The sequence below is a fragment of the Saccharopolyspora ipomoeae genome, from assembly GCF_029952525.1.
GTDB lineage: Bacteria > Actinomycetota > Actinomycetes > Mycobacteriales > Pseudonocardiaceae > Saccharopolyspora > Saccharopolyspora ipomoeae.
Genome location: NZ_JASAOF010000027.1, coordinates 35,905 through 60,251, shown reverse-complemented (window position 1 = coordinate 60,251; position 24,347 = coordinate 35,905). Strand labels below are relative to the sequence as shown.

The 24,347-nt window shown below is 71.7% G+C and carries 1 protein-coding gene (running past one end of the window); it reads left to right on the top strand.

What is annotated here, in order from left to right; all coding sequences use genetic code 11:
• A protein-coding gene (locus QFW96_RS27090; RefSeq protein ID WP_425524800.1) for an SDR family NAD(P)-dependent oxidoreductase crosses the window boundary here: on the top strand, window positions 1–24,347 show its 3' portion. The gene continues 5,986 nt to the left of window position 1, outside the view; only the last 24,347 of its 30,333 coding nucleotides appear in the window; its start codon lies beyond the left edge, outside the window; its stop codon occupies window positions 24,345–24,347.

Genomic DNA, 24,347 nt, shown 5'->3' with positions numbered 1-24,347 from the left:
CCCTGGCCAGTGCTGGTCTGTCCACTTCGGACGTCGATGTGGTCGACGGTCACGGCACCGGAACGACTTTGGGTGATCCGATCGAGGCGCAGGCGTTGCTGGCGACCTACGGTCAGGATCGCGAGCGTCCGCTGCTGCTGGGGTCGGTGAAGTCGAACCTCGGCCACACCCAGGCCGCTTCGGGCGTTGCGGGCGTGATCAAGATGGTGGCGGCGATGCAGCACGGCGTCGTCCCGCGCAGCCTGCACGCCGAGGACCCGTCGTCCCACGTGGACTGGGAAGCGGGTTCGGTGCGGCTGCTGAGCTCGGCGGTGGAGTGGCCGGAGGCCGGCCGCGCCCGCCGCGCGGCGGTCTCGTCGTTCGGCGTCAGCGGCACCAACGCGCACGTCATCCTGGAGCAGGGTCCGGCCGTCGAGGAAGTCGCGTCGCAGTCCTCGGCGACGGTGGTCCCGTGGCCGGTGTCGGCGAAATCCGAGGCGGCGCTGGACGCCCAGATCTCCCGCCTGCGCGAGCTCGACGCCTCACCCCTCGACGTCGGCCACTCCTTGGTGACCTCCCGCTCGCTGTTCCAGCACCGCGCGGTCCTGCTCGCCTCGCCCGACGGCCTCGTCGAAGCCGCCCGCGGCGAGGCGGGCGAACAGCCCCTCGCGGTTCTCTTCGCGGGCCAGGGTTCCCAACGCCTCGGCATGGGTCGGGACCTCTACGACCGCTTCCCGGTCTTCGCGGAAGCTCTCGACGAGGTCCTGGCCCACCTGGATCCGATGGTCCGGGAGGTGATGTGGGGTGAGGACGAGGAAGCCCTGAACCAGACGGGCATCGCCCAACCGGCCCTGTTCGCCCTGGAGGTGGCTCTGTATCGCCTGATCGAGTCCTTCGGCATCACCCCGGACCACCTCGCAGGCCACTCGATTGGTGAGGTGGCCGCGGCCCACGTGGCGGGCGTGTTGTCCCTGGAGGACGCCTGCACGCTGATCACTGCCCGAGCCTCGTTGATGCAGGCCCTGCCCACGGGCGGCGTGATGGTCGCGGTCCGCGCGAGCGAGTCCGACGTCCTGCCGTTCCTGTCGGGTGATCTTTCCGAGGTCAAAAACTCCCATATTCAGGGGGACGAAAACTCCGGTATTCGACCCGCCGAAAACTCCGGTATTCGTCCCGATGAATTTGGCAGTTCTCGATCGGGTGTTGTGTCTTTGGCGGCTGTGAACGGTCCGGAGTCGGTTGTGCTGGCTGGGGACGAGGGTGCCGTGATGGCGGTTGCGGGGAACTGGGAGTTCAAGCGGCTCAGGGTTTCTCATGCTTTCCACTCGGCTCTGATGGAGCCGATGCTCGATGAGTTCCGGGACGTCGTTGAGGGTTTGTCATTCCGGGAGCCGGGGGTTCCGATCGCGGCGAGCGGGGATGTGACCTCGCCCGATTACTGGGTGCAGCACGTTCGGGAGGCCGTGCGGTTCGGGGACTCCGTTGCCGGGCTCGCCGAGGAGGGCGTGGGCGCGTTCCTCGAACTGGGTCCCGACGGGGTGCTGTCGGCGATGGCCGCTGACTCCGCGCCGGAGTCCGCGGTGATCACTCCGGTGCTGCGCAAGGACCAGGACGCGGAGACCAGCCTGCTCACGGCTCTGGCTCGGCTGCACGTCGCCGGTGCTGACCTGCGGTGGGAGTCGCTGCTGGAGGGCGGGCGTCGCATCGACCTGCCGACCTACGCGTTCGAGCGGCGCTGGTTCTGGCCCGACACCGCGGGCCGTGCGGGTGACGTGCGCGGGGCCGGTCTGGAGGCGGTGGAGCACCCGCTGCTAGGTGCGTCGGCCGAGCTCGCCGACGCCGACGGGTTCCTGTTCACCAGCCGCCTGTCGCTGCGGTCGCAGCCGTGGCTGGCCGATCACGTCGTGCACGGCCAGGTGCTCGTCCCGGGCGCGGCCCTGGTGGACCTGGCGATCCGGGCCGCCGACGAAGCCGGGTGCGAGCGGGTCGAGGAGCTGACTCTGTCCTCCCCGCTGGTGCTGCCGGAGCGGGGTGCGCTGCAGCTTCAACTGCGCGTAGGCCCGGAGGAGGACACCGGGCATCGCACGATCGCGATCCACAGCAGGCCCGAGAGCGACGCCGAACTCCCCTGGACGCAGCACGCGACCGGTCTGCTCGGCCGCGAGCCGCTGGCCCCGGCGTTCGACACCGCCGCCTGGCCGCCCGCAGGCGCCGAGCCGGTCGAGCTCGACGGGTTCTACGACCGCTTCGCCGCCGCGGGCTTCGACTACGGCACCGCGTTCCAGGGGCTGCGCGCGGCGTGGCGGTCCGGCGACGAGGTGTTCGCCGAGGTCGCGCTGACCGAGGACGTCGACACCAGGGGGTTCGGCCTGCACCCGGCGCTGCTGGACGCGAGCCTGCACGCCTTGGCGCTCGCGGGTCAGCGCGCCGGCGGCGTCGTGCCGTTCTCCTGGCGCGGCATCGCCCTGCACGCCTCGGGGGCCTCCGAGCTGCGGGTTCTGATGTCGGTCGCGGACGACGGGTCGATGGTCGTCGCACTGGCGGATGCCACCGGTGCTCCGGTGGCGAGCGTGGAATCCCTGGTCGTGCGCGAGTTCGCGCAGACCGAGCTCACCGACGCCCAGCGCACCCGCGACGCCCTGTTCGGCCTGGAGTGGATCCCGGTCGCGGGTGACGCGGTCGAGGTCGAGTGGGCGGTGCTCGGCCCGAACGCGTTCGGGCTGCCCGGCACGGTCCACGAAGACCTGAGCACGGTGACCGCGGACGTGGTGCTCGTTCCGGTGGTGGGCGAGGCCGACGCGGTGGCGTCCGCCCACGCCGCTGCCGCGTGGGCCCTGCTCCTGGTGCAGCGGTGGCTGAACGACGAGCGCTTCGCCGAGTCGCGCCTGGTGTTCGTGACCCGCGAAGGCGACGTGACCGCAGCAGCGGTGCGGGGTCTGGTGCGTTCGGCGCAGTCGGAGCACCCGGGTCGTTTCGGGCTGCTGGAGCTGGACACCGGTGACGTTGATTCTTCCGCTTTGGCAACGGCTCTGGCTTCCGACGAGCCGCAGCTGGCGATTCGCGACGGCGAGGTGCTGGCGGCGCGTCTGGCGCGGGTGATGCCGGAGGGTGAGCCGGTCAGCTGGGACGGCCGGGTGCTGATCACCGGTGGTACGGGTGGTCTGGGCGCCCTGGTCGCCAGGCACTTGGTCGTCGAGCGGGGTGTGCGGGATCTGGTGTTGGTGAGTCGCCGGGGTTTGGATGCCGCCGGTGATCTCCCGGCAGAGCTGGCAGGGCTGGGTGCCACGGTTGAGGTGGTCGCTTGCGACGTGGCTGACCGGGTTGCGGTTGCGAATCTCTTGGAGCGGCGCGAGGTTTCGGCTGTGGTCCACGCGGCTGGTGTTCTCGATGATGCCACGGTCGAGTCGTTGACGCCGGAGCGCGTGGATGCGGTTTTGCGTCCGAAGGTGGATGCGGCCTGGCACTTGCACGAGTTGACTGAGAATTTGTCGGCGTTCGTGGTGTTCTCTTCCGCTGCGGGTGTTTTCGGGTCTCCGGGTCAGGCGAACTACGCGGCGGGCAACGCCTTCCTCGATGCCCTGATCGAGCACCGCCGCTCCCTCGGCCTGCCGGGCACGTCCCTGGCCTGGGGCGCGTGGGAGCAGGGCATGGCCTCGGGCGTGGACGCCGACCGGCTCGACCGGTCGGGAATGCCCGCGCTGACCACCGAAGAAGGCGTGCGGCTGTTCGACGCCGCGCTGTCCACCGACCACCCGGTGGTGCTGCCGGTCCGCCTCGACCTGGCGACCCTGCGCTCGGCGGGCGAGGTGCCGCCGCTGCTGCGCGGGCTCGTCCGCACCAGGACGCGTCGCTCCCTGGCCGGATCACGCGCGGCGGAGTCCCTGGTCGCCCGGCTGAGCGGGCTCACCCCGGCCGAACGACGCGACGTGCTCCTCGACCTGGTGCGCGATGACGTCGCCGCGGTCCTCGGCCACGCCGACGGCAAGGCGATCGACCCCACCCGGGCCTTCCAGGACTCCGGCTTCGACTCGCTGACCGCCGTCGAGCTGCGGAACCGCCTCGGCGCCTCCGCCGGGCTGCGCCTGCCCGCCACGCTGGTCTTCGACTACCCGAACGCCCAGGCGCTGGCCGAGCACCTCGACGACGAGCTGTTCGGCTCGGGCGCGCAGGACGCCGCGAGCGTCCCCGCCCTGGTCAACACCGCTGACGACCCGGTCGTGATCGTGGGCATGGCCTGCCGCTACCCGGGTGGCGTGTCCTCGCCGGAGGACCTGTGGCGGCTGGTGTCCGACGGCGTCGACGCGATCTCGGAATTCCCCGATGACCGCGGCTGGTCGCTGGACACCCTCTACGACCCGGACCCCGACCACGTCGGCACCTCCTACACGCGCTCCGGCGGTTTCCTCCGGAACGCCGGGGACTTCGACGCCGAGTTCTTCGGCATGTCACCGCGCGAGGCGCTGGCCACCGATGCCCAGCAGCGCTTGCTGCTGGAGGTCGCGTGGGAGGCGGTCGAGCGCGCCGGCATCGACCCGATGTCGCTGCGCGGCAGCCGAACGGGCGTGTTCGCCGGTGTCATGTACAGCGACTACAGCGGCCTGCTCGACGGTGGCGATTTCGAAGGCCACCAGGGCCAGGGCAGTTCGCCGAGCATCGCCACCGGGCGCGTCGCCTACGCCCTCGGGTTCGAGGGTCCTGCGGTCACGGTGGATACGGCGTGTTCGTCGTCGTTGGTGTCGATGCATTGGGCGATGCAGGCGTTGCGCAGCGGTGAGTGCTCGATGGCTCTGGCCGGTGGTGTGACGGTGATGTCGACGCCGGGGCCGTTCGTGGAGTTCTCCCGCCAGGGCGGATTGTCCCCGGACGGCCGCTGCAAGTCGTTCGGCGACTCGGCCGACGGCGTGGGCTGGTCCGAGGGTGTCGGTCTGCTGGTGCTGGAGCGCTTGTCGGACGCCCGCCGCAACGGGCACGAGGTTCTCGCGGTGGTGCGGGGTTCGGCGGTGAATCAGGACGGTGCGTCGAACGGGCTGACCGCGCCGAACGGTCCGTCGCAGCAGCGCGTCATCCGACAGGCCTTGGCCAGCGCGGGTCTGTCCACTGCGGACGTCGATGCAGTGGAAGGGCACGGCACCGGAACGGCTTTGGGTGATCCGATCGAGGCGCAGGCGTTGCTCGCGACCTACGGCCAGGGCCGGGAGCACCCGCTGCTGCTGGGTTCGGTGAAGTCCAACATCGGGCACACGCAGGCCGCTGCGGGTGTTGCGGGCGTGATCAAGATGATCGAAGCGATGCAGCGCGGTGTCCTGCCGCGCACGCTGCACGCCGAGACGCCGTCGTCGCACGTGTACTGGGAAGCCGGTTCGGTCGAGCTGCTGAGCTCGCCGAGCGACTGGCCGGAAACTGGTCGAGCCCGTCGCGCCGCGGTCTCGTCGTTCGGCGTGAGCGGCACGAACGCCCACGTCATCCTGGAGCAGGGCCCCGCCGTCGAGGAACCGGAGGAGCAGCCGTCGGCGCAGGTGGTCCCGTGGGTGGTCTCGGCGAGGTCCGAAGCCGCGCTGGACGAGCAGATCACCCTCCTCCGCGCCCTCGACGCCGCCCCGGCCGACATCGGGTTCTCCCTGGTCAAGTCCCGTTCCCGGTTCGACCACCGCAAGGTCCTGCTGGCCACCGACTCCGACGTCACCGACATCGCCACGGGCACGGTCCGCGAAGGCGCACTCGCCGTGGTCTTCGCAGGCCAGGGCTCCCAACGACTGGGCATGGGCAGGGATCTCTACACCCGCTTCCCGGTGTTCGCCGATGCCCTGGACGAAGCCCTGAACCACCTGGACCCGTCGGTTCGCGAAGTGATGTGGGGCGAGGACGAGGAAGCCCTGAACCAGACGGGTGTCGCTCAACCGGCCCTGTTCGCACTCGAAGTCGCCCTGTTCCGCCTCGCGGAGTCGTTCGGATTGCGTCCCGACTACCTGGCGGGTCACTCGATCGGTGAGGTGGCGGCTGCCCACGTGGCGGGCGTGTTGTCCCTGGAGGACGCCTGCGCTCTGATCTCGGCCCGGGCCCGGTTGATTCAGGCCCTGCCCACAGGCGGGGTCATGGTCGCGGTCCGCGCGAGCGAGTCCGATGTCCTGCCGTTCCTGTCGGGTGATCTTTCTGGCACGGAAAACTCCCGTATTCGGGGGGACGAATACCGGAGTATTCGTCCCACGGAAAACTCCGGTATTCGTCTCCCCGAAAATGGCAATTCTCGGTCGGGTGTTGTGTCTTTGGCGGCTGTGAACGGCCCGGAGTCGGTCGTGCTGGCTGGGGATGAGGATGCCGTTCTTGAGGTTGCGGGGAACTGGGAGTTCAAGCGGCTCAGGGTTTCTCATGCTTTCCACTCGGCGCTGATGGAGCCGATGTTGGCGGAGTTTCGGGTGGCGATCGAGGGGTTGTCGTTCGCGGAGCCTGGGGTTCCGATTGCTGCGGCTGGGGATGTGACCTCTCCTGAGTTCTGGGTGGAGCACGTTCGGGAGGCCGTGCGGTTCGGGGACTCGGTGGTCGAGCTCGTCGATGCCGGTGTGACGGCGTTCCTGGAGCTCGGGCCGGACGGGGCGCTGTCCGGGTTGGTGGCCGAGTCCGTCGAGGACGTCGTGGCCGCTCCGGTGCTGCGGAAGGGGCGGGACGAGGAGTCCTCGCTGTTCACGGCGCTGGGCCGGTTGCACGTGTCCGGTGTCGACGTCGACTGGTCGCCGGCCTTCGACGGGGCACGGCGGGTCGCGCTGCCGACCTACGCGTTCCAGCACCAGCGGTTCTGGCCGGTGCTGCCAGCCCGCGGCGGGGACGTGTCCGGGTTCGGGCTGGTGGACGTCGAGCACCCGCTGCTCGGTGCGTCCGCGGACCTCGCCGGTTCGGACGGGGTGCTGTTCACCAACCGCCTGTCGGTGAGCGCGCAGCCGTGGCTGGCCGAGCACGTCATCCAGGGCCAGGTCCTCGTCCCCGGCGCCGCTCTGGTGGAGCTGGTGCTGCGGGCCGGGGACGAGGTCGGCTGCGACCGGGTCGAGGAGCTCACCCTGGCCTCCCCGCTCACGTTGCCCGAGCAGGGCGCCGTGCAGGTGCAGGTCGCGGTCGGCGCCGCCGACGAGTCGGGCGCGCGCACTCTCACCGTGTTCTCCCGCCCGGCCGAGGCCGTGGACGGGTTCTGGACCGAGCACGCAACCGGCACGCTCGCCACCGGGGAACGTCCGCTTGTCTTCGATGACGGCCTCCAGCCGCCCGCCGACGCCACCGAGCTCGACGTGACCGGCTGCTACGACCTGTTCGCCGACGCCGGGTTCCACTACGGCCCGATCTTCCGCGGACTGCGCTCGGCTTGGCAGCGCGGCGACGACGTCTACGCCGAGGTCGTCCTGCCCGACGGTGCCGACACCAGCGGTTTCGGCCTCCACCCGGCGCTGCTCGACGCGTGCCTGCACGCGGCGGGCGTCGCCGGTGACGGGGGAGCGGGCCTGCCGTTCTCCTGGACCGGCGTGTCCCTGCACGCGGCCGGCGCCACCCGCCTGCGGGTCCGCTTGTCGAAGCGGGCCGACGGATCGATGTCGCTGGCCATGGCCGACCCGGCCGGAACCCCGGTCGCCTCGGTGGAATCCCTGGCCCTGCGCCCGATCTCGACCGACGTCCTCGCCGAACGCGACTCGCTGTTCGGCCTCCGGTGGACCCCGGTCGCGGTGACCGACGGCGCGCCGGAATGGCAGGTCCTCGGCCCGAACCCGCTCGACCTGCCGGGCGAGGTCCGCGAAGACCTGAGCGCGGTCACGGCCCCGGTGGTCCTGGTGCCGGTGGCGGGCGGTGAGGACGTCATCTCCTCCGCCCACGACGAGACCACCCGCGCCCTGGGCCTGGTGCAGGAGTGGCTGGCTGCCGACCGGCCCGCCGACTCGCGCCTGGTGTTCGTCATGCGCAGCGCCGACGTGGTCGCCGCCGCCGTGCGCGGCCTGGTGCGCTCGGCGCAGTCGGAGCACCCGGGCCGATTCGGCCTGCTCGAACTCGACGCCGACGAGGCGCCGACGGACTTGCTGACCCGGGCGCTGACCAGCGACGAACCGCACCTGCTGCTCCGCGACGGCGAGGTGCTGGCGTCGCGTCTGGTGCGGGTGATGCCGGTAGGTGAGCCGGTCAGCTGGGACGGCCGGGTGCTGATCACCGGCGGTACGGGTGGTCTGGGCGCCCTGGTCGCCAGGCACTTGGTTGCCGAGCGGGGTGTGCGGGATCTGGTGTTGGTGAGTCGCCGGGGTTTGGATGCCGCGGGTGATCTCCCGGCAGAGTTGGCAGGGCTGGGTGCCACGGTTGAGGTGGTCGCTTGCGACGTGGCTGACCGGGTTGCGGTCGCGAATCTCTTGGAGCGGCACGAGGTTTCGGCTGTGGTTCACGCGGCTGGTGTTCTCGATGATGCTACGGTCGAGTCGTTGACGCCGGAGCGCGTGGATGCGGTGTTGCGTCCGAAGGTGGATGCGGCCTGGCATTTGCACGAGTTGACTGAGAATTTGTCGGCGTTCGTGGTGTTCTCGTCCGCTGCGGGTGTTTTCGGGTCTCCGGGGCAGGCGAACTACGCGGCGGGCAACGCTTTCCTCGATGCCCTGATCGAGCACCGCAGGTCTCTCGGCCTGCCGGGCGCCTCGTTGGCCTGGGGTGCGTGGGAGCAGGGCATGGCGGTCGACGCCGAGCGGCTCACCCGCTCGGGCATGCCGCCGCTGTCGCCGGAGCAGGGCCTGCGGCTCTTCGACGCGGCCCTGGCCGCGCCCGACCCCGTCGTCCTGCCGGTCCGCCTCGACCTGGCGACCCTGCGAGCCGGCCGCGAGGTCCCGCCGCTGCTGCGCGGCCTGGTCCGCACCCGCTCCCGCCGCACCCTGGCCGGATCGGGCGCCACCGACTCGCTGCTCGCGCGCCTGAGCTCGCTCGGCGAGACCGGCCGCGCCGAAGCGCTCCTGGACCTGGTGCGCGGTGAGGTCGCCGCGGTCCTCGGCCACGTCGACGGCAACGCCGTCGATCCGTCGAAGGCGTTCCAGGACCTCGGTTTCGACTCGTTGACCGCTGTCGAGCTGCGCAACCGGCTCGGCGCCACCACCGGCCTAAAGCTGTCGGCGACGCTGGTGTTCGACTACCCGACGGCCCACGCGCTGGCCGAGCACCTGCACGACGAGCTGTTCGGCGCCGACGACGTGGCGCTCCCGGCGCCGGTCAGCACGGCTGACGACCCGGTCGTGATCGTGGGCATGGCCTGCCGCTACCCGGGAGGCGTGTCCTCGCCGGAGGACCTGTGGCGGCTGGTTTCCGACGGCGTCGACGCGATCTCGGAGTTCCCCGACAACCGGGGCTGGGACCTCGACGCGCTGTTCGACCCCGACCCGGACCACGCCGGGACCTCCTACGTCCGCGAAGGCGGATTCCTGCACGAAGCAGGGCATTTCGACCCCGCCTTCTTCGGCATGTCGCCGCGCGAAGCGCTCGCCACCGACGCCCAGCAGCGGCTGCTGCTGGAGGTCTCCTGGGAGTCCCTGGAGCGCTCGGGCATCGACCCGACGGCGTTGCGTGGCAGCCAGACCGGCGTGTTCGCCGGTGTCATGTACAACGACTACGCCCAACTCCTCGCGGGTGACGCCGAGGGCTACCAGGCCACCGGCGGTTCGAGCGTCGTCTCCGGCCGCGTCTCCTACACCTTCGGGTTCGAGGGCCCTGCGGTCACGGTCGACACCGCCTGCTCGTCGTCGCTCGTGTCGATGCACCTGGCCGCGCAGTCGCTGCGGCAGGGCGAGTGCTCGCTGGCCTTGGCGGGCGGTGTGACCGTGATGTCCACGCCGAGCGCGTTCATCGGGTTCTCCCGGCAGCGCGGCCTGTCGCCGGACGGCCGCTGCAAGGCGTTCGGCGATTCCGCCGACGGCGTCGGCTGGTCCGAGGGCGTCGGCGTCGTGGTGCTGGAGCGGCTCTCCGACGCGCGCCGCAACGGTCACCAGGTGCTGGCCGTGGTGCGGGGCAGCGCGGTCAACCAGGACGGTGCCTCCAACGGCCTGACCGCCCCGAACGGCCCGTCGCAGCAGCGCGTCATCCGCCAGGCCCTCGCCAGCGGAGGTCTGTCCACATCGGATGTCGACGTGGTCGAGGCGCACGGCACCGGAACGACTCTCGGCGATCCGATCGAGGCCCAGGCGCTGCTGGCGACCTACGGTCAGGACCGCGACGAGCCGCTGCGGCTCGGTTCGATCAAGTCCAACATCGGCCACGCGCAAGCGGCCGCGGGTGTTGCGGGCGTGATCAAGATGATCTCCGCGATGCAGCAGGGCGTCCTGCCGCGCACCCTGCACGCCGACACGCCGTCCACGCACGTGGACTGGGAAACCGGAACCGTCGAACTCCTCGCCGAGCCGGCCGAGTGGCCGGAGGTGAACCGGCCCCGCCGAGCGGCGGTGTCGGCGTTCGGTGTCAGCGGCACCAACGCCCACCTCGTCCTCGAACAAGGCCCGGCCGTCGACGAACCGGTCGAGCAGACCCCGCCGTCCGCCGTCCCGTGGATGATCTCCGCGCGGTCCGAGGAGGCCCTCAACGAGCAGATCAACCGCATCCGCTCCGCCGAGGGCTCCCCGCTGGACATCGCCTACACCCTGGCCACCTCGCGCTCGCTGTTCGAGCACCGCGCCGCCCTGGTCGCCACCGGCGACGGCATCGTCCCGGCCGGACGTGGCGTCGCCGAGGCCCGGACGCTGGCGATCCTGTTCACCGGCCAGGGCTCGCAGCGACTCGGCATGGGGCGTGAGCTGCACCAGCGGTTCCCCGTGTTCGCCGACGCCTTGGACGAGGTGCTGGAGCACTTCGACCCCGCCGTGCGCGAGGTCATGTGGGGCGACGACGCCGAAGCGCTCGACCGGACCGGGACCGCTCAGCTGACGTTGTTCGCGATCGAGGTCGCCCTGTTCCGGCTCGTCGAGTCCTTCGGCGTGCGGCCGGACCACCTGGCCGGGCACTCGATCGGCGAGATCGCCGCCGCCCACGTCGCCGGGGTCCTCTCCCTGGAGGACGCGTGCGCGCTGGTCGGCGCCCGGGCGCGGCTGATGCAGGCGCTGCCGTCGGGCGGCGCGATGGTGGCGGTGCAGGCCGGTGAGGCCGAGGTGCTGCCGCACCTGGTCGACGGCGTGTCGATCGCCGCGGTCAACGGTCCGGCGTCGGTGGTGCTCTCCGGAGACGAGGCCGCCGTGCTGGAGGTGGCGTCGCGGTGGAAGTCGACCCGCCTGCACGTCTCGCACGCCTTCCACTCGCCGCTGATGGACCCGATGCTCGACGAGTTCCACCAGGTCGTCAGCGGCTTGTCGTTCCACGCCCCGACGATCCCCGTGGTCGCCTCGGGTGATGTGACCTCGCCCGAGCACTGGGTGCAGCACGTGCGCGAACCCGTCCGGTTCGCCGACGCCGTGGCCGACCTCGTCGACGCGGGCACCACCGCGTTCCTGGAACTCGGCCCCGACGGGGTGCTGTCCGGCATGGCAGCCGAGACGGCCGAGGACGCGCTGCTCGTCCCGATCCTGCGCAAGGACCGGGGCGAGGAGGAATCCGCCGTCACCGCCCTGGCGCGGCTGCACGCGAGCGGCGTCGACATCTCCTGGGACCCGTTGTTCGCCGGAACCGGTGCGCGCCGCATCGCGCTGCCCACCTACGCCTTCCAGCACCAGTGGTTCTGGCCCGCGGCCGCGGCCCGGCACGACAGCTCGCTGGGCCTCGGGCTGCTGTCGACGGAACACCCGCTGCTGGGCTCGGCGGTCGAGCTGGCCGAGGGCGACGGGGCGCTGTTCACCAGCAGGTTGTCCCTGCAATCGCACCCGTGGCTGGCCGATCACGTCGTCATGGGGCGCCCGGTCGTGCCGGGCGCGGCGCTGGTCGAGATGGTCGCCCGCGCAGGCGACGAGCTCGGCTGCGGCGGTGTGGAAGAGCTGACGCTCGTCGCTCCGCTGGTCCTGCCCGAGCACGGCGGCGTGCGGGTGCAGGTGTGGGTCGGCGCGGCCGACGAGTCCGGCCGCCGGTCGGTGAACGTCTACTCGCAGCCCGACGGCGACGACGAGCAGGTCTGGACGCCGTGCGCCAGCGGTGCGCTGGCCGTCGACGGCCGCGAGGCCGAGTTCGACGTGGCGGTCTGGCCGCCCGCCGGCGCCGAACCCGTCGCGCTGGACGACTGCTACGACCGGCTCGCCGACGCCGGACTGGAGTACGGCCCGATCTTCCAAGGCTTGCGCGCGGTCTGGCAGCGCGGGGCGGAGACCTTCGCCGAGGTCGCGCTGCCAGACGGGGTCGACACCGACGGCTTCGACCTGCACCCGGCGCTGTTCGACGCGTGCCTGCACGCGGCGGCCATCGCCGGGGACGGAGGAGCGGGCCTGCCGTTCTCCTGGTCGGGCGTGTCGCTGGACGCGTGGGAGGCGGTGGAGCTGCGGGTGCGGCTGCGCCGGGACGCCGACGGCTCGATCGAGCTCGCCATGACCGATCCGGACGGCGTGCCGGTGGCCTCGGTGGAGTCGTTGACGGTGCGCCCGGTGGCCGGGGACCAGCTGGTCCCCTCGGGTGTCGAGCGGCGGTCGCTGTTCGGCGTCGAGTGGACGTCGGTGCCCGCGCAGACCTTCACCTCCCCGGTGACGATCCTCGGCGCGGACGAGTTCGGTCTGGCCGAGGCGCTGCCCGGGGTCGAGACGCGGGTGGAGCCGGGGCTGCGGGCGGAGACCGGTGGTGTGGTGCTGGCCCCGATCGTGCCGGAACCCGGCGATGTTCCGGAGTCCGTGCACGCGACGGTGTCCCGCGCTCTGGCGCTGCTGCAGGAGTGGTTGGCGAGCGAGCGGGACGCTGATGCGCGTCTGGTGTTCGTGACTCGGGAAGGCGATGTCGCTTCGGCCGCCGTGTGGGGTCTGGTGCGTTCGGCGCAGTCGGAGCACCCGGGCCGGTTCGGGTTGCTCGACGTCCCCGACGACGTCGATGTCGCTCCTCTCGCGACGTCGTTGGAGTCGGCCGAGCCACAGTTGCTGATCCGCGACGGTGAGGTGCTGGCGGCCAGGTTGGCGCGCGTCGCCCCGGAGGACGAGCCGTTCACCTGGGGTGGTCGGGTTCTGATCACCGGTGGTGCGGGTGGCCTGGGTGCTCTGGTGGCTCGTCATCTGGTGGCGGAGCGCGGTGTTCGCGATCTGCTGCTGGTCAGCAGGCGAGGGGATGCGGGCGAGCTCCCCGATGAGCTGACCGAGCTCGGTGCCCGGGTGGAGGTCGTTTCCTGCGACGTGGCCGATCGCGAGGCCGTGGCGGAACTGGTGCAGCAGCACGAGTTCTCGGCCGTGGTGCACGCGGCTGGTGTGCTGGACGACGGTGTGGTCGAGTCGTTGACACCGGAGCGCGTTGATGCGGTGCTGCGTCCGAAGGTGGATGCGGCCTGGTACTTGCACGAGTTGACCGAGCACTTGTCGGCGTTCGTGGTGTTCTCCTCCGCCGCAGGCGTTTTCGGGAACCCCGGCCAGGCGAACTACGCCGCCGGGAACGCGTTCCTGGACGCTCTGGTCGAGCACCGCAGGTCTCTCGGCCTTCCGGGTGCCTCCCTCGCCTGGGGTGCCTGGGATCAGGGCATGGCGGCCGAGACCAAATCGGCCATGCCCGCGCTGGCGCCCGAGGACGGCCTGCGGCTGTTCGACGCCGCCCTGGCCACGGGACGGCCCGTGGTGCTGCCGCTGCACCTCGACCTGGCCGCGATCCGCGCTCGTGGCGACGTTCCGCCGCTGCTGCGCGGCCTCGTCCGCAGCCGGACGGTCAAGGCCGGGGCGGGATCGCGCACGGCCGAGTCGCTGGCGACCCGCCTGCGCGGCCTGAGCGAGACCGGCCGCGCCGAAGCGCTCCTGGACCTGGTGCGCGGTGAGGTCGCCGCGGTCCTCGGCCACGTCGACGGCAACGCCGTCGATCCGTCGAAGGCGTTCCAGGGCCTCGGTTTCGACTCGTTGACCGCTGTCGAGCTGCGCAACCGGCTCGGCGCCACCACCGGCCTAAAGCTGTCGGCGACGCTGGTGTTCGACTACCCGACGGCCCAGGCGCTGGCCGAGCACCTGCACGACGAGCTGTTCGGCGCCGCCGACGTGGCGCTCCCGGCGCCGGTCAGCACGGCTGACGACCCGGTCGTGATCGTGGGCATGGCCTGCCGCTACCCGGGAGGCGTGTCCTCGCCGGAGGACCTGTGGCGGCTGGTCTCCGACGGCGTCGACGCGATCACCGAGTTCCCGACCGACCGCGGCTGGGACATGGACCTGCTGTTCAACCAGGACCCCGATCATGCCGGGACCTCATCGGCTCGATCCGGCGGATTCCTCAGCGCCGCAGGTGATTTCGACGCCGAGTTCTTCGGCATGTCGCCGCGCGAGGCGCTGGCCACCGATGCCCAGCAGCGCTTGCTGCTGGAGGTCGCGTGGGAGTCGCTGGAGCGCGCGGGCATCGACCCGGCCTCGCTGCGCGGCAGCCAGACCGGTGTGTTCGCCGGTGTCATGTACAGCGACTACGTCCAGCTGCTCAGCGACGCCTCGGAGGGTCACCAGGGCACCGGGAACTCGCCCAGCGTCGTCTCCGGCCGCGTCTCCTACACGTTCGGGTTCGAGGGTCCGGCGATGACGGTGGACACGGCGTGCTCGTCGTCGCTGGTGTCGATGCACCTGGCCGCGCAGTCGCTGCGCCAGGGCGAGTGCTCGCTGGCCTTGGCCGGTGGCGTGACCGTGATGTCCACGCCGGGCTCGTTCGTCGAGTTCTCCCGGCAGGGCGGACTCGCACCCGACGGGCGCTGCAAGGCGTTCGGCGACTCCGCCGACGGTGTGGGCTGGTCCGAGGGTGTCGGTCTGCTGGTGCTGGAACGCCTGTCGGACGCTCGCCGGAACGGCCACCAGGTCCTCGCGGTCCTGCGGGGTTCCGCGGTGAACCAGGACGGTGCGTCCAACGGTCTCACCGCCCCGAACGGCCCGTCGCAGCAGCGCGTCATCCGGCAGGCCCTCGCCGGCACCGGACTCCATCCGTCCGATGTGGACGCGGTGGAAGCGCACGGTACCGGGACGGCTTTGGGTGATCCGATCGAGGCGCAGGCGTTGCTCGCGACCTACGGGCAGGACCGGGAACGGCCGCTGCTGCTGGGGTCGATCAAGTCCAACATCGGGCACACGCAGGCCGCGGCGGGCGTTGCGGGCGTGATCAAGATGATCGAGGCGATGCGGCTCGGCACCTTGCCGCGCACGCTGCACGCCGAGGTCCCGTCGTCGCACGTCGACTGGGAGGCCGGTGCCCTGGAGCTGCTGAGCGGACCGGCCGAGTGGCCGGACACCGGCAGGCCGCGCCGGGCCGGCGTCTCGTCGTTCGGCATCAGCGGCACCAACGCCCACGTGATCCTCGAACAGGCCCCCGACGAGGACATCCCGGAGCCGGAGGCGACGGTTCACCCGGCTGCGATCCCGCTGCCGATCTCGGCGAAGACCGAGGGTGCCTTGGTCGGCCAGACCGAACGCATCCGCGCCGCCGCTGAGCGCACCCCGGCCCTGGACCTCGCCTTCTCCCTGGTCGACTCGCGCTCCCGCTTCGACCACCGCAAGGTCCTCCTCGCCACGGACTCCGGCATCACGGACCTGGCCACCGGCTCGCCGCAAGACGGCTCCCTCGCCGTGGTCTTCGCAGGTCAGGGTTCGCAACGCTTGGGCATGGGCCGGGACCTCTACCAGCGTTTCCCGGTGTTCGCGGAGGCTCTCGATGCGGTCCTGTCGCACTTGGATCCATCCGTCCGCGAGGTGATGTGGGGCGGCGACCAGGAAGCTCTCGACCAGACGGGTGTCGCTCAACCGGCGTTGTTCGCTCTGGAGGTGGCCCTCTATCGCCTGATTGAGTCCTTCGGTCTCCGCCCGGACTACCTGGCGGGCCACTCGATCGGGGAGGTGGCCGCGGCCCACGTGGCGGGCGTGTTGTCCCTGGAGGACGCCTGCACTCTGATCACGGCCCGGGCCCGGTTGATTCAGGCCCTGCCCACAGGCGGGGTCATGGTCGCGGTCCGCGCGAGCGAGTCCGATGTCCTGCCGTTCCTGTCGGGTGATCTTTCTGGCACGGAAAACTCCCGTATTCGGGGGGACGATTACCGGAGTATTCGTCCCACGGAAAACTCCGGTATTCGTCCCCCCGAAAATGGCAATTCTCGATCGGGTGTCGTCTCTTTGGCGGCTGTGAACGGTCCGGAGTCGGTCGTGTTGGCTGGGGATGAGGACGCCGTGATGGCGGTTGCGTCTCGGTGGGAGTTCAAGCGGCTCAGGGTTTCTCATGCGTTCCACTCGGCGCTGATGGAGCCGATGTTGGAGGAGTTCCGGGACGTCGTTGAGGGTTTGTCGTTCCGGGATCCGGTGGTTCCGATCGCTGCTGCCGGGGACGTGGCTTCGGCTGAGTTCTGGGTGGAGCACGTTCGGGAGGCCGTGCGGTTCGGGGACTCGGTGGCCGAGCTCGTCGAGGCGGGGGCTTCGGCGTTCCTGGAGCTGGGGCCCGACGGGGTGTTGTCGGCGTTGGTCTCCGAGACCGCGCAGGACGCCCTGGTGGTGCCGATGCTTCGCAAGGACGGGCACGAGGAGACCGCCGCGGTCACGGCGCTCGCGCGGCTCGACGTGGCGGGCGTGGACGTGGACTGGCGGCCGTTCTTCGCCGGGACGGGGGCACGCCGGGTCGACCTGCCCACCTACGCCTTCGAGCACCGGACGTTCTGGCCGACGCCGACCGCGCAACCCCACGACGCCTCGGGTCTGGGCCTCACCGCTCTCGGCCACCCGCTGCTGGGTGCCGGGGCGGAGCTGGCGGGCTCGGACGGGTTCCTGTTCACCAGCCGCCTGTCGCTGCGCGCGCAGCCGTGGCTGGCCGACCACGTCGTCATGGGTCAGGTGCTGGTTCCCGGCGCGGCCCTGGTGGAGCTGGCGATCCGCGCCGGTGACGAGGTCGGGTGCGAGCGGGTCGAGGAGCTGACGATGGCGGCGCCCCTGGTGCTGCCGGAGAAGACCGCGCTGCGGCTGCAGGTCGCCGTCGGCGCCCCCGACGAGTCGGGACGTCGCTCGATCGCGGTGTACTCGCGGCCGGAGGACACCGACGCGCCGTGGACCGAGCACGCCGCCGGTGTGCTCGCCGGGGCGCTCCCGCACGACGGGACCGAACTGGGCGAGTGGCCGCCCGCCAACACCGAGCCCCTGGACCTGGACGGCTGCTACGACCGCCTCGCCGAAGCCGGGTTCGACTACGGCCCGCTGTTCCAGGGCCTGCGCGCCGCCTGGCGCCGCGAGGACGAGGTGTTCGCCGAGACCGCGCTGCCCGGAGACGTCACGACCGGCGGGTTCGGGCTGCACCCGGCGCTGCTGGACGCGAGCCTGCACACCGCGTTCGTCGCCGAGACCGGCGGCGAAGCGGGGCTGCCGTTCTCCTGGGCGGACGTGACCCTGCACGCGGCAGGCGCGACGGAGCTGCGGGTGCGCTTGACCCGCTCCACCGACGGCGCCATGACCCTCGACCTGGCCGACACCACCGGAACCCCGGTCGCGTCGGTGCGGTCGCTGGCGGTGCGCCCGGTCGCCCCCGAGCAGCTCGGCGGCGTGAGCCGCGACGCGCTGTTCGGCCTGGACTGGAACCCGGTGACCGCGGAGCCCGCTGACCTGGACTGGGCGGTGCTCGGCCCGAACGAGCTCGGCCTGCCCGGACCGGTCCACGAGGAACCGCCCGAGGCCGAGGTGGTGCTGGTGCCGATCACCGGCGGCGACGACGTCGTCGCCTTGGCCCACGACCTCACCGCACGCGCCCTCGGCCTGCTGCAGCAGTGGCTCGCCGACGAGCGCTTCGCCGAGTCGCGGTTGGTGTTCGTGACCAACGGCGACGTGGCGGCCTCGGCGGTGTGGGGTCTGGTGCGCTCGGCGCAATCCGAGCACCCGGGCCGGTTCGTGCTGGTCGACGTCGACGAACCCGACGACACCGCCCTGAGGCGGGCGCTGGCCACCGACGAGCCGCAGCTGCTCGTGCGCGACGGTCAGGTCCTGGCCGCGCGCCTGGCCCGGGTGGCACCGGAGAACGAGCCGATCACCTGGGACGACCGCGTCCTGATCACCGGCGGCACGGGCGGCCTGGGAGCCCTCGTGGCTCGCCACCTGGTCGCCGAGCACGGTGTCCGCGAGTTGCTGCTGGTCAGTAGGCGCGGCGACGCCGGCGAGCTCCCCGCTGAGCTGGCCGAGCTCGGCGCCCGCGTCGACGTCGCCGCCTGCGACGTGTCGGATCGCGACGCGGTCGCGGACCTGCTGGAACAGCACGACATCTCGGCCGTGGTGCACGCGGCGGGCGTGCTCGACGACGGAGTGATCGAGTCGCTCGCACCGGAGCGGGTGGACGCCGTGCTGCGTCCGAAGGTCGACGCCGCGTGGCACCTGCACGAGCTCACCGCGAACCTGTCCGCGTTCGTCGTCTTCTCCTCCGCCGCAGGCGTTTTCGGAACACCGGGCCAGGCGAACTACGCCGCGGGCAACGCGTTCCTCGACGCGCTGATCGAGCACCGGCGGTCACTCGGCCTGCCCGGCACTTCGCTGGCCTGGGGAGCCTGGGAACAGGGCATGGCGGCCCAAACCCGCTCGGCCATGCCCGCTCTCACTCCGGGCGAAGGGCTGGAGCTCTTCGACGCCGCCCTGGCCACGACGCGCCCGGTGGTCCTGCCGGTCCGCCTCGACCTGGCGGCCCTGCGCTCCGGCGGCGACGTGCCGCGGCTGCTGCGCGGCCTGGTCCGCACCAGGACGCGGCGGTCGCTGGCGCAGACCCGCACGGCCGAGTCGCTCATCGCCAGGCTCAGCGGGCTCGACGCGACCGAGCGGCCGGCGGCGCTGGTCGAGCTGGTCGCGGGCGAGGTCGCCGCGGTCCTCGGGCACACCGACGCGACCGCCGTTGACCCGTCGAAGGCGTTCCAGGAACTCGGGTTCGACTCGCTGACGGCCGTCGAGCTGCGCAACCGGCTCGGCACCGCCACGGGCCTGCGGTTGCCCGCGACGCTGGTCTTCGACTACCCGACGACGCGCGTCCTGGCCGAGCACCTGCGCGACGAGCTGTTCGGCGGCGACGAACCGGCCCCGGACCTGCCGGTCCTGGTCAACACCGCCGAGGACCCGATCGTGATCGTGGGCATGGCCTGCCGCTACCCGGGCGGTGTGTCGTCGCCGGAGGACCTGTGGAGCCTGGTGTCCGACGGGGTCGATGCGATCACCGAGTTCCCGGCCGACCGCGGCTGGGACCTGGACTCGCTGTTCGACTCCGATCCCGACAACCCGGGAACCTCCTACACCCGGTCTGGCGGATTCCTGCACGACGCGGGCGATTTCGACCCCGCGTTCTTCGGCATGTCGCCGCGCGAGGCGCTGGCCACCGACGCCCAGCAGCGACTGCTGCTGGAAACCGTCTGGGAAGCCCTGGAACGCACCGGCGTCGACCCGACTTCCCTGCGCGGCAGCCGGACCGGTGTGTTCGCCGGAGTCATGTACAGCGACTACAGCCAGCTGCTCAGCGGCAGTTCGGAAGGTCACCAGGGTACCGGGAACTCGCCGAGCGTCGTGTCCGGACGTGTCGCCTACACGTTCGGTTTCGAAGGGCCGGCCGTCACCGTGGACACGGCGTGCTCGTCGTCGTTGGTGTCGATGCACTGGGCGATGCAGGCGCTTCGGAGTGGTGAGTGCTCGATGGCGCTGGCCGGTGGTGTGACCGTGATGTCCACGCCGGGCTCGTTCGTGGAGTTCTCCCGGCAGCGCGGCCTCGCCGCCGACGGGCGCTGCAAGGCCTACTCCGATGCGGCCGACGGCGTCGGCTGGTCCGAAGGTGCCGGTGTGGTCGTGCTGGAACGGCTCTCCGACGCCCGCCGCCACGGCCACCAGGTGCTGGCGGTCGTGCGGGGCAGTGCGGTGAACCAGGACGGCGCCTCCAACGGACTGACCGCGCCGAACGGTCCCTCGCAGCAGCGGGTCATCCGCCAGGCCCTGGCCAGCGCTGGTCTGTCCACATCGGACGTCGACGTGGTCGAGGGCCACGGCACCGGAACGGCTCTCGGCGACCCGATCGAGGCGCAGGCGTTGCTGGCGACCTACGGGCAGGACCGCGAGCAGCCGTTGCTGCTGGGTTCGATCAAGTCCAACATCGGGCACACGCAGGCAGCAGCGGGCGTTGCGGGCGTGATCAAGATGATCACCGCGATGCAGCACGGGATCCTGCCTCGGACGTTGCACGCCGACACCGCTTCCTCCCAGGTCGACTGGGAAGCCGGCGCGGTCTCGCTGCTCACCGACGCCGCCGAGTGGCCCGAGGTCGAACGGCCCCGGCGGGCTGCGGTGTCCTCGTTCGGCATCAGCGGCACCAACGCCCACCTGATCCTGGAGCAGCCCGAGGCCGTGGACGAGCCGGAGGAGGACACCCAGGTCCTGCCCGGCGTCGTGCCGCTGCCGGTGTCGGCCAAGACCGACGGCGCGCTGTCCGGTCAGGCCGAGCGCATCCGCGCCCACGTCGACGAGGAGTCCTCCGTCGACATCGGGTACTCGCTGGTGGAATCGCGCCCGGTGTTCGAGCACCGCGCGGTCCTGCTCGACGGCGACACCGGCGTCGTCGAATCCGCCCGAGGCGTCGCCGAGGAGCGGACGCTCGCGATCCTGTTCTCCGGGCAGGGCTCGCAGCGCGTCGGCATGGGCTGCGAGCTCTACGACCGCTTCCCGGTCTTCGCCGAAGCCCTGGACGAGGTCCTGGAACACCTGGACCCGGCGGTCCGCGAAGTCATGTGGGGTGCCGACGAGGAGCCGCTGAACCAGACGGGCATCGCCCAACCGGCCCTGTTCGCCCTGGAAGTCGCCCTGTACCGGCTCACCGAGTCCTTCGGCCTCCGCCCGGACTACGTCGCGGGCCACTCGATCGGGGAAATCGCCGCAGCCCACTTGGCAGGCGTGTTGTCCCTGGAGGACGCCTGCACCCTGATCACGGCCCGAGCCCGCCTGATGCAGGCGTTGCCCCCGGGTGGGGTGATGGTGTCGGTTCGGGCGAGTGAGTCCGAGGTGCTGCCGTTCCTGACGGATTACTCCGGTATTCCGGAAACGGAAAACTCCCGTATTCGGGGATCGGATTACTCCGGTATTCCGTCGCCTGGGGACGGGAGTGGTTCGGGTGGTGTGGTGTCGCTGGCGGCTGTGAACGGGCCGAGTTCGGTGGTTCTGGCTGGGGACGAGGACGCTGTTCTTGAGGTTGCCGGGCGTTGGAAGTTCCAGCGGTTGAGCGTGTCTCATGCCTTCCACTCGGCTTTGATGGAGCCGATGCTGGCGGAGTTCCGGGAAGCGATCAGCGGGATCTCGTTCCGGAGCCCGAGCGTGCCCGTGGTGGTGTCCGGGGACGTGTGCTCGGCTGAGTTCTGGGTGCAGCACGTGCGGGAAGCCGTGCGGTTCGGGGACGTCGTCGCCGACCTCGCCGAGGCGGGGGTGAACGCGTTCCTGGAGCTCGGACCGGACGGCGTGCTGTCGGCGATGGCGGCGGAGACGGTCGAGGACGCCGTGCTGGTGCCGATGTTGCGGAAGGACGGGGCCGAGGAGGTCGCCGCGGTCACCGCGCTGGCGCAGCTGCACGTGTCCGGCGTCGACGTGGACTGGCGGTCGTTCTTCACCGGGACCGGGGCGCGCAGGGTCGACCTGCCGACCTACGCCTTCGACCACAAGCGGTTCTGGCCGATGCCCACCACCCGGTCCCGCGACGCCTCGGGGCTGGGCCTGCAGGCCGTCGAGCACCCGCTGCTGGGAGCCGCGGTCGAGCTGGCCGGATCCGACGGGTTCCTGTTCACCAGCCGCCTGTCGCTGCGCTCGCAGTCCTGGCTGGGCGACCACGTCGTCATGGGACAGGTCCTCGTTCCCGGCGCCGCCCTGGTGGAGCTCGCGGTGCGCGCGGGCGACGAGGTCGGATGCGACCGGGTGGAGGAGCTGACGATGGCCGCGCCGCTGGTGCTGCCCGAAGACGGGTCGGTCCAGCTGCAGGTCGCCGTCGGCGCCGCCGACGACTCGGATCGCCGCAGCGTCACCGTGTTCTCCCGACCCGAGGGCGACGCCGACGCGCCGTGGGCCGAGCACGGCACCGGCGTCCTGACGACCGGGGAAGACCCGGCCCGGACGGGCCTCGCCGCGTGGCCGCCCGCGAACGCCGAACCCCTGGACCTGGCGGACTGCTACGAGCGGTTCGCCGAGGCCGGGTTCGACTACGGGCCGCTGTTCCAGGGCCTGCGCGCCGCGTGGCGCCGTGACGGTGAGATCTTCGCCGAGGTCGCGCTGCCCGAGGACACCGAGACCGGCGGGTTCGGACTGCACCCGGCGCTGCTGGACGCGAGCCTGCACACCGCCTTCCTCACCGGCGGCGACGGCGGGGCCGGAGTCCCGTTCGCCTGGACCGGCGTGTCCCTGCACGCCTCGGGCGCCGCGGAACTGCGGGTCCGGATGGCGGTCGCCGACGACGGGGCGATGACCCTCGCGCTCGCCGACACCACCGGAGCCCCCGTCGCCTCGGTGGACTCGCTGGTGGTGCGCCCGCTCTCGCCGGAATTCTCCGGTCAGAGCTTGCGGGACCTGTTCGGCCTGGACTGGGCCACGGTCACCGCACCCGACGCACCCGAACCGGACTGGGCGGTGCTCGGCCCCGACGACCTGGGGCTCCCCGGACCGGTCCACGAGGACCTCCCCGAAGCCGAGGTGGTGCTGGTGCCGATCACCGGCGACGACGACGTCGTCGCCTCTGCCCACGCCCTCGCCGCGCGGGTGCTGGGCCTGGCCCAGCGGTGGATCGAGCGCTCCGCCGGAACCAGGCTGGTGTTCGTCACCGGCGACGACCTCGCCGCCTCCGCGGTGTGGGGTCTGGTGCGCTCGGCCCAGTCCGAGCACCCGGAACGGTTCGGGCTGGTCGACACCGACACCACCGACCCGGCCGCCCTGGCACGGGCCCTGGCCACCGGCGAGCCGCAGGTGCGCCTCCGCGACGGAGAGGTCCTGGTGCCTCGACTCACCCGAGTCGGCCCCGCCACCGAGATGACCTGGGACGCCGACGGCACCGTGCTCATCACCGGCGGCACCGGCGGTCTGGGCGCCCTGGTGGCCCGTCACCTGGTCGCTGAGCACGGCGTTCGCCGACTGCTGCTGGTCAGCCGGCGCGGGCGCGACGGCGACGGGGCCGACGAGCTGGTCAAGGAGCTCGCCGACCTCGGCGCCTCGGCGGAGGTCGAGGCCTGCGACGTCGCCGACCGCGCCGCCCTCGCCGACCTGCTCGAACAGCACCCGGTCTCGGCCGTCGTGCACACCGCGGGCGTGCTCGACGACGCCCCGATCGACTCGCTGACACCGGAACGCGTGGACGCGGTGCTGCGGCCCAAGGTCGACGCCGCGTGGAACCTGCACGAGCTCACCGAGGACCTGTCGGCGTTCGTGGTGTTCTCCTCCCTCGCGGGCACGTTCGGCAACCCGGGGCAGGGGAACTACGCGGCCGGCAACGCGTTCCTCGACGCGCTCGCCGCGCGGCGCCGGGAGCTCGGGCTGCCCGGAACGTCCCTGGCGTGGGGTGCGTGGGAGCAGACCGGCATGGCCGCCGACCACGCGGAACGCATGGCCAAGTCCGGGATGCCGCCGCTGCCGGTCGAGGAGGGCCTGGCCCTGTTCGACGCGGCGCTGGGCGTCGAGCGACCCGTGGTCCTGCCGGTCCGCCTGGACCTGGCGGCGATCCGGGCGCGCGGCGAGGTTCCGCCGCTGCTGCGCAACCTCGTCCGGCGGCGCACCCGCCGCGCCGTCACCGAGTCGGCGGCGGAGGCGCTCACCGCGCAGCTCACCGGCCGCTCGGCCGCCGAACGCGCGGAGATCGTCCTCGACGTCGTCCAGCACCAGGCCGCCGAGGTCCTGGGCCACGACGACAAGGACGCCGTCGAACCCGCCCGCCAGTTCCAGGAGATGGGCTTCGACTCGCTGACCGCGGTCGAGTTCCGCAACCGCCTCAGCGCGGCGGCCGGCACCCGCCTTCCCGCCACGCTGGTCTTCGACTACCCGACGCCGCGGGAACTGGCGGACCACCTGCTCGCCGAGCTCGCCCCCGACGAGGGCACCTCGCTCCTCGCCGAGCTCGAACGACTGGAGAGCGCGCTCGGCACCGCCGACATCGACGACGAGCTGCACAAGCAGGTCGCAGGGCGCCTCGACGTCCTCAAGTCCCGCTGGGACTCCCGCCGAGCCGACGCCCAGGAGGAATCCGCGGACATCGACCTCGACAACGCCTCCGACGACGAGATGTTCGCCCTCCTCGACAACGAACTAGGAGACGCCTAA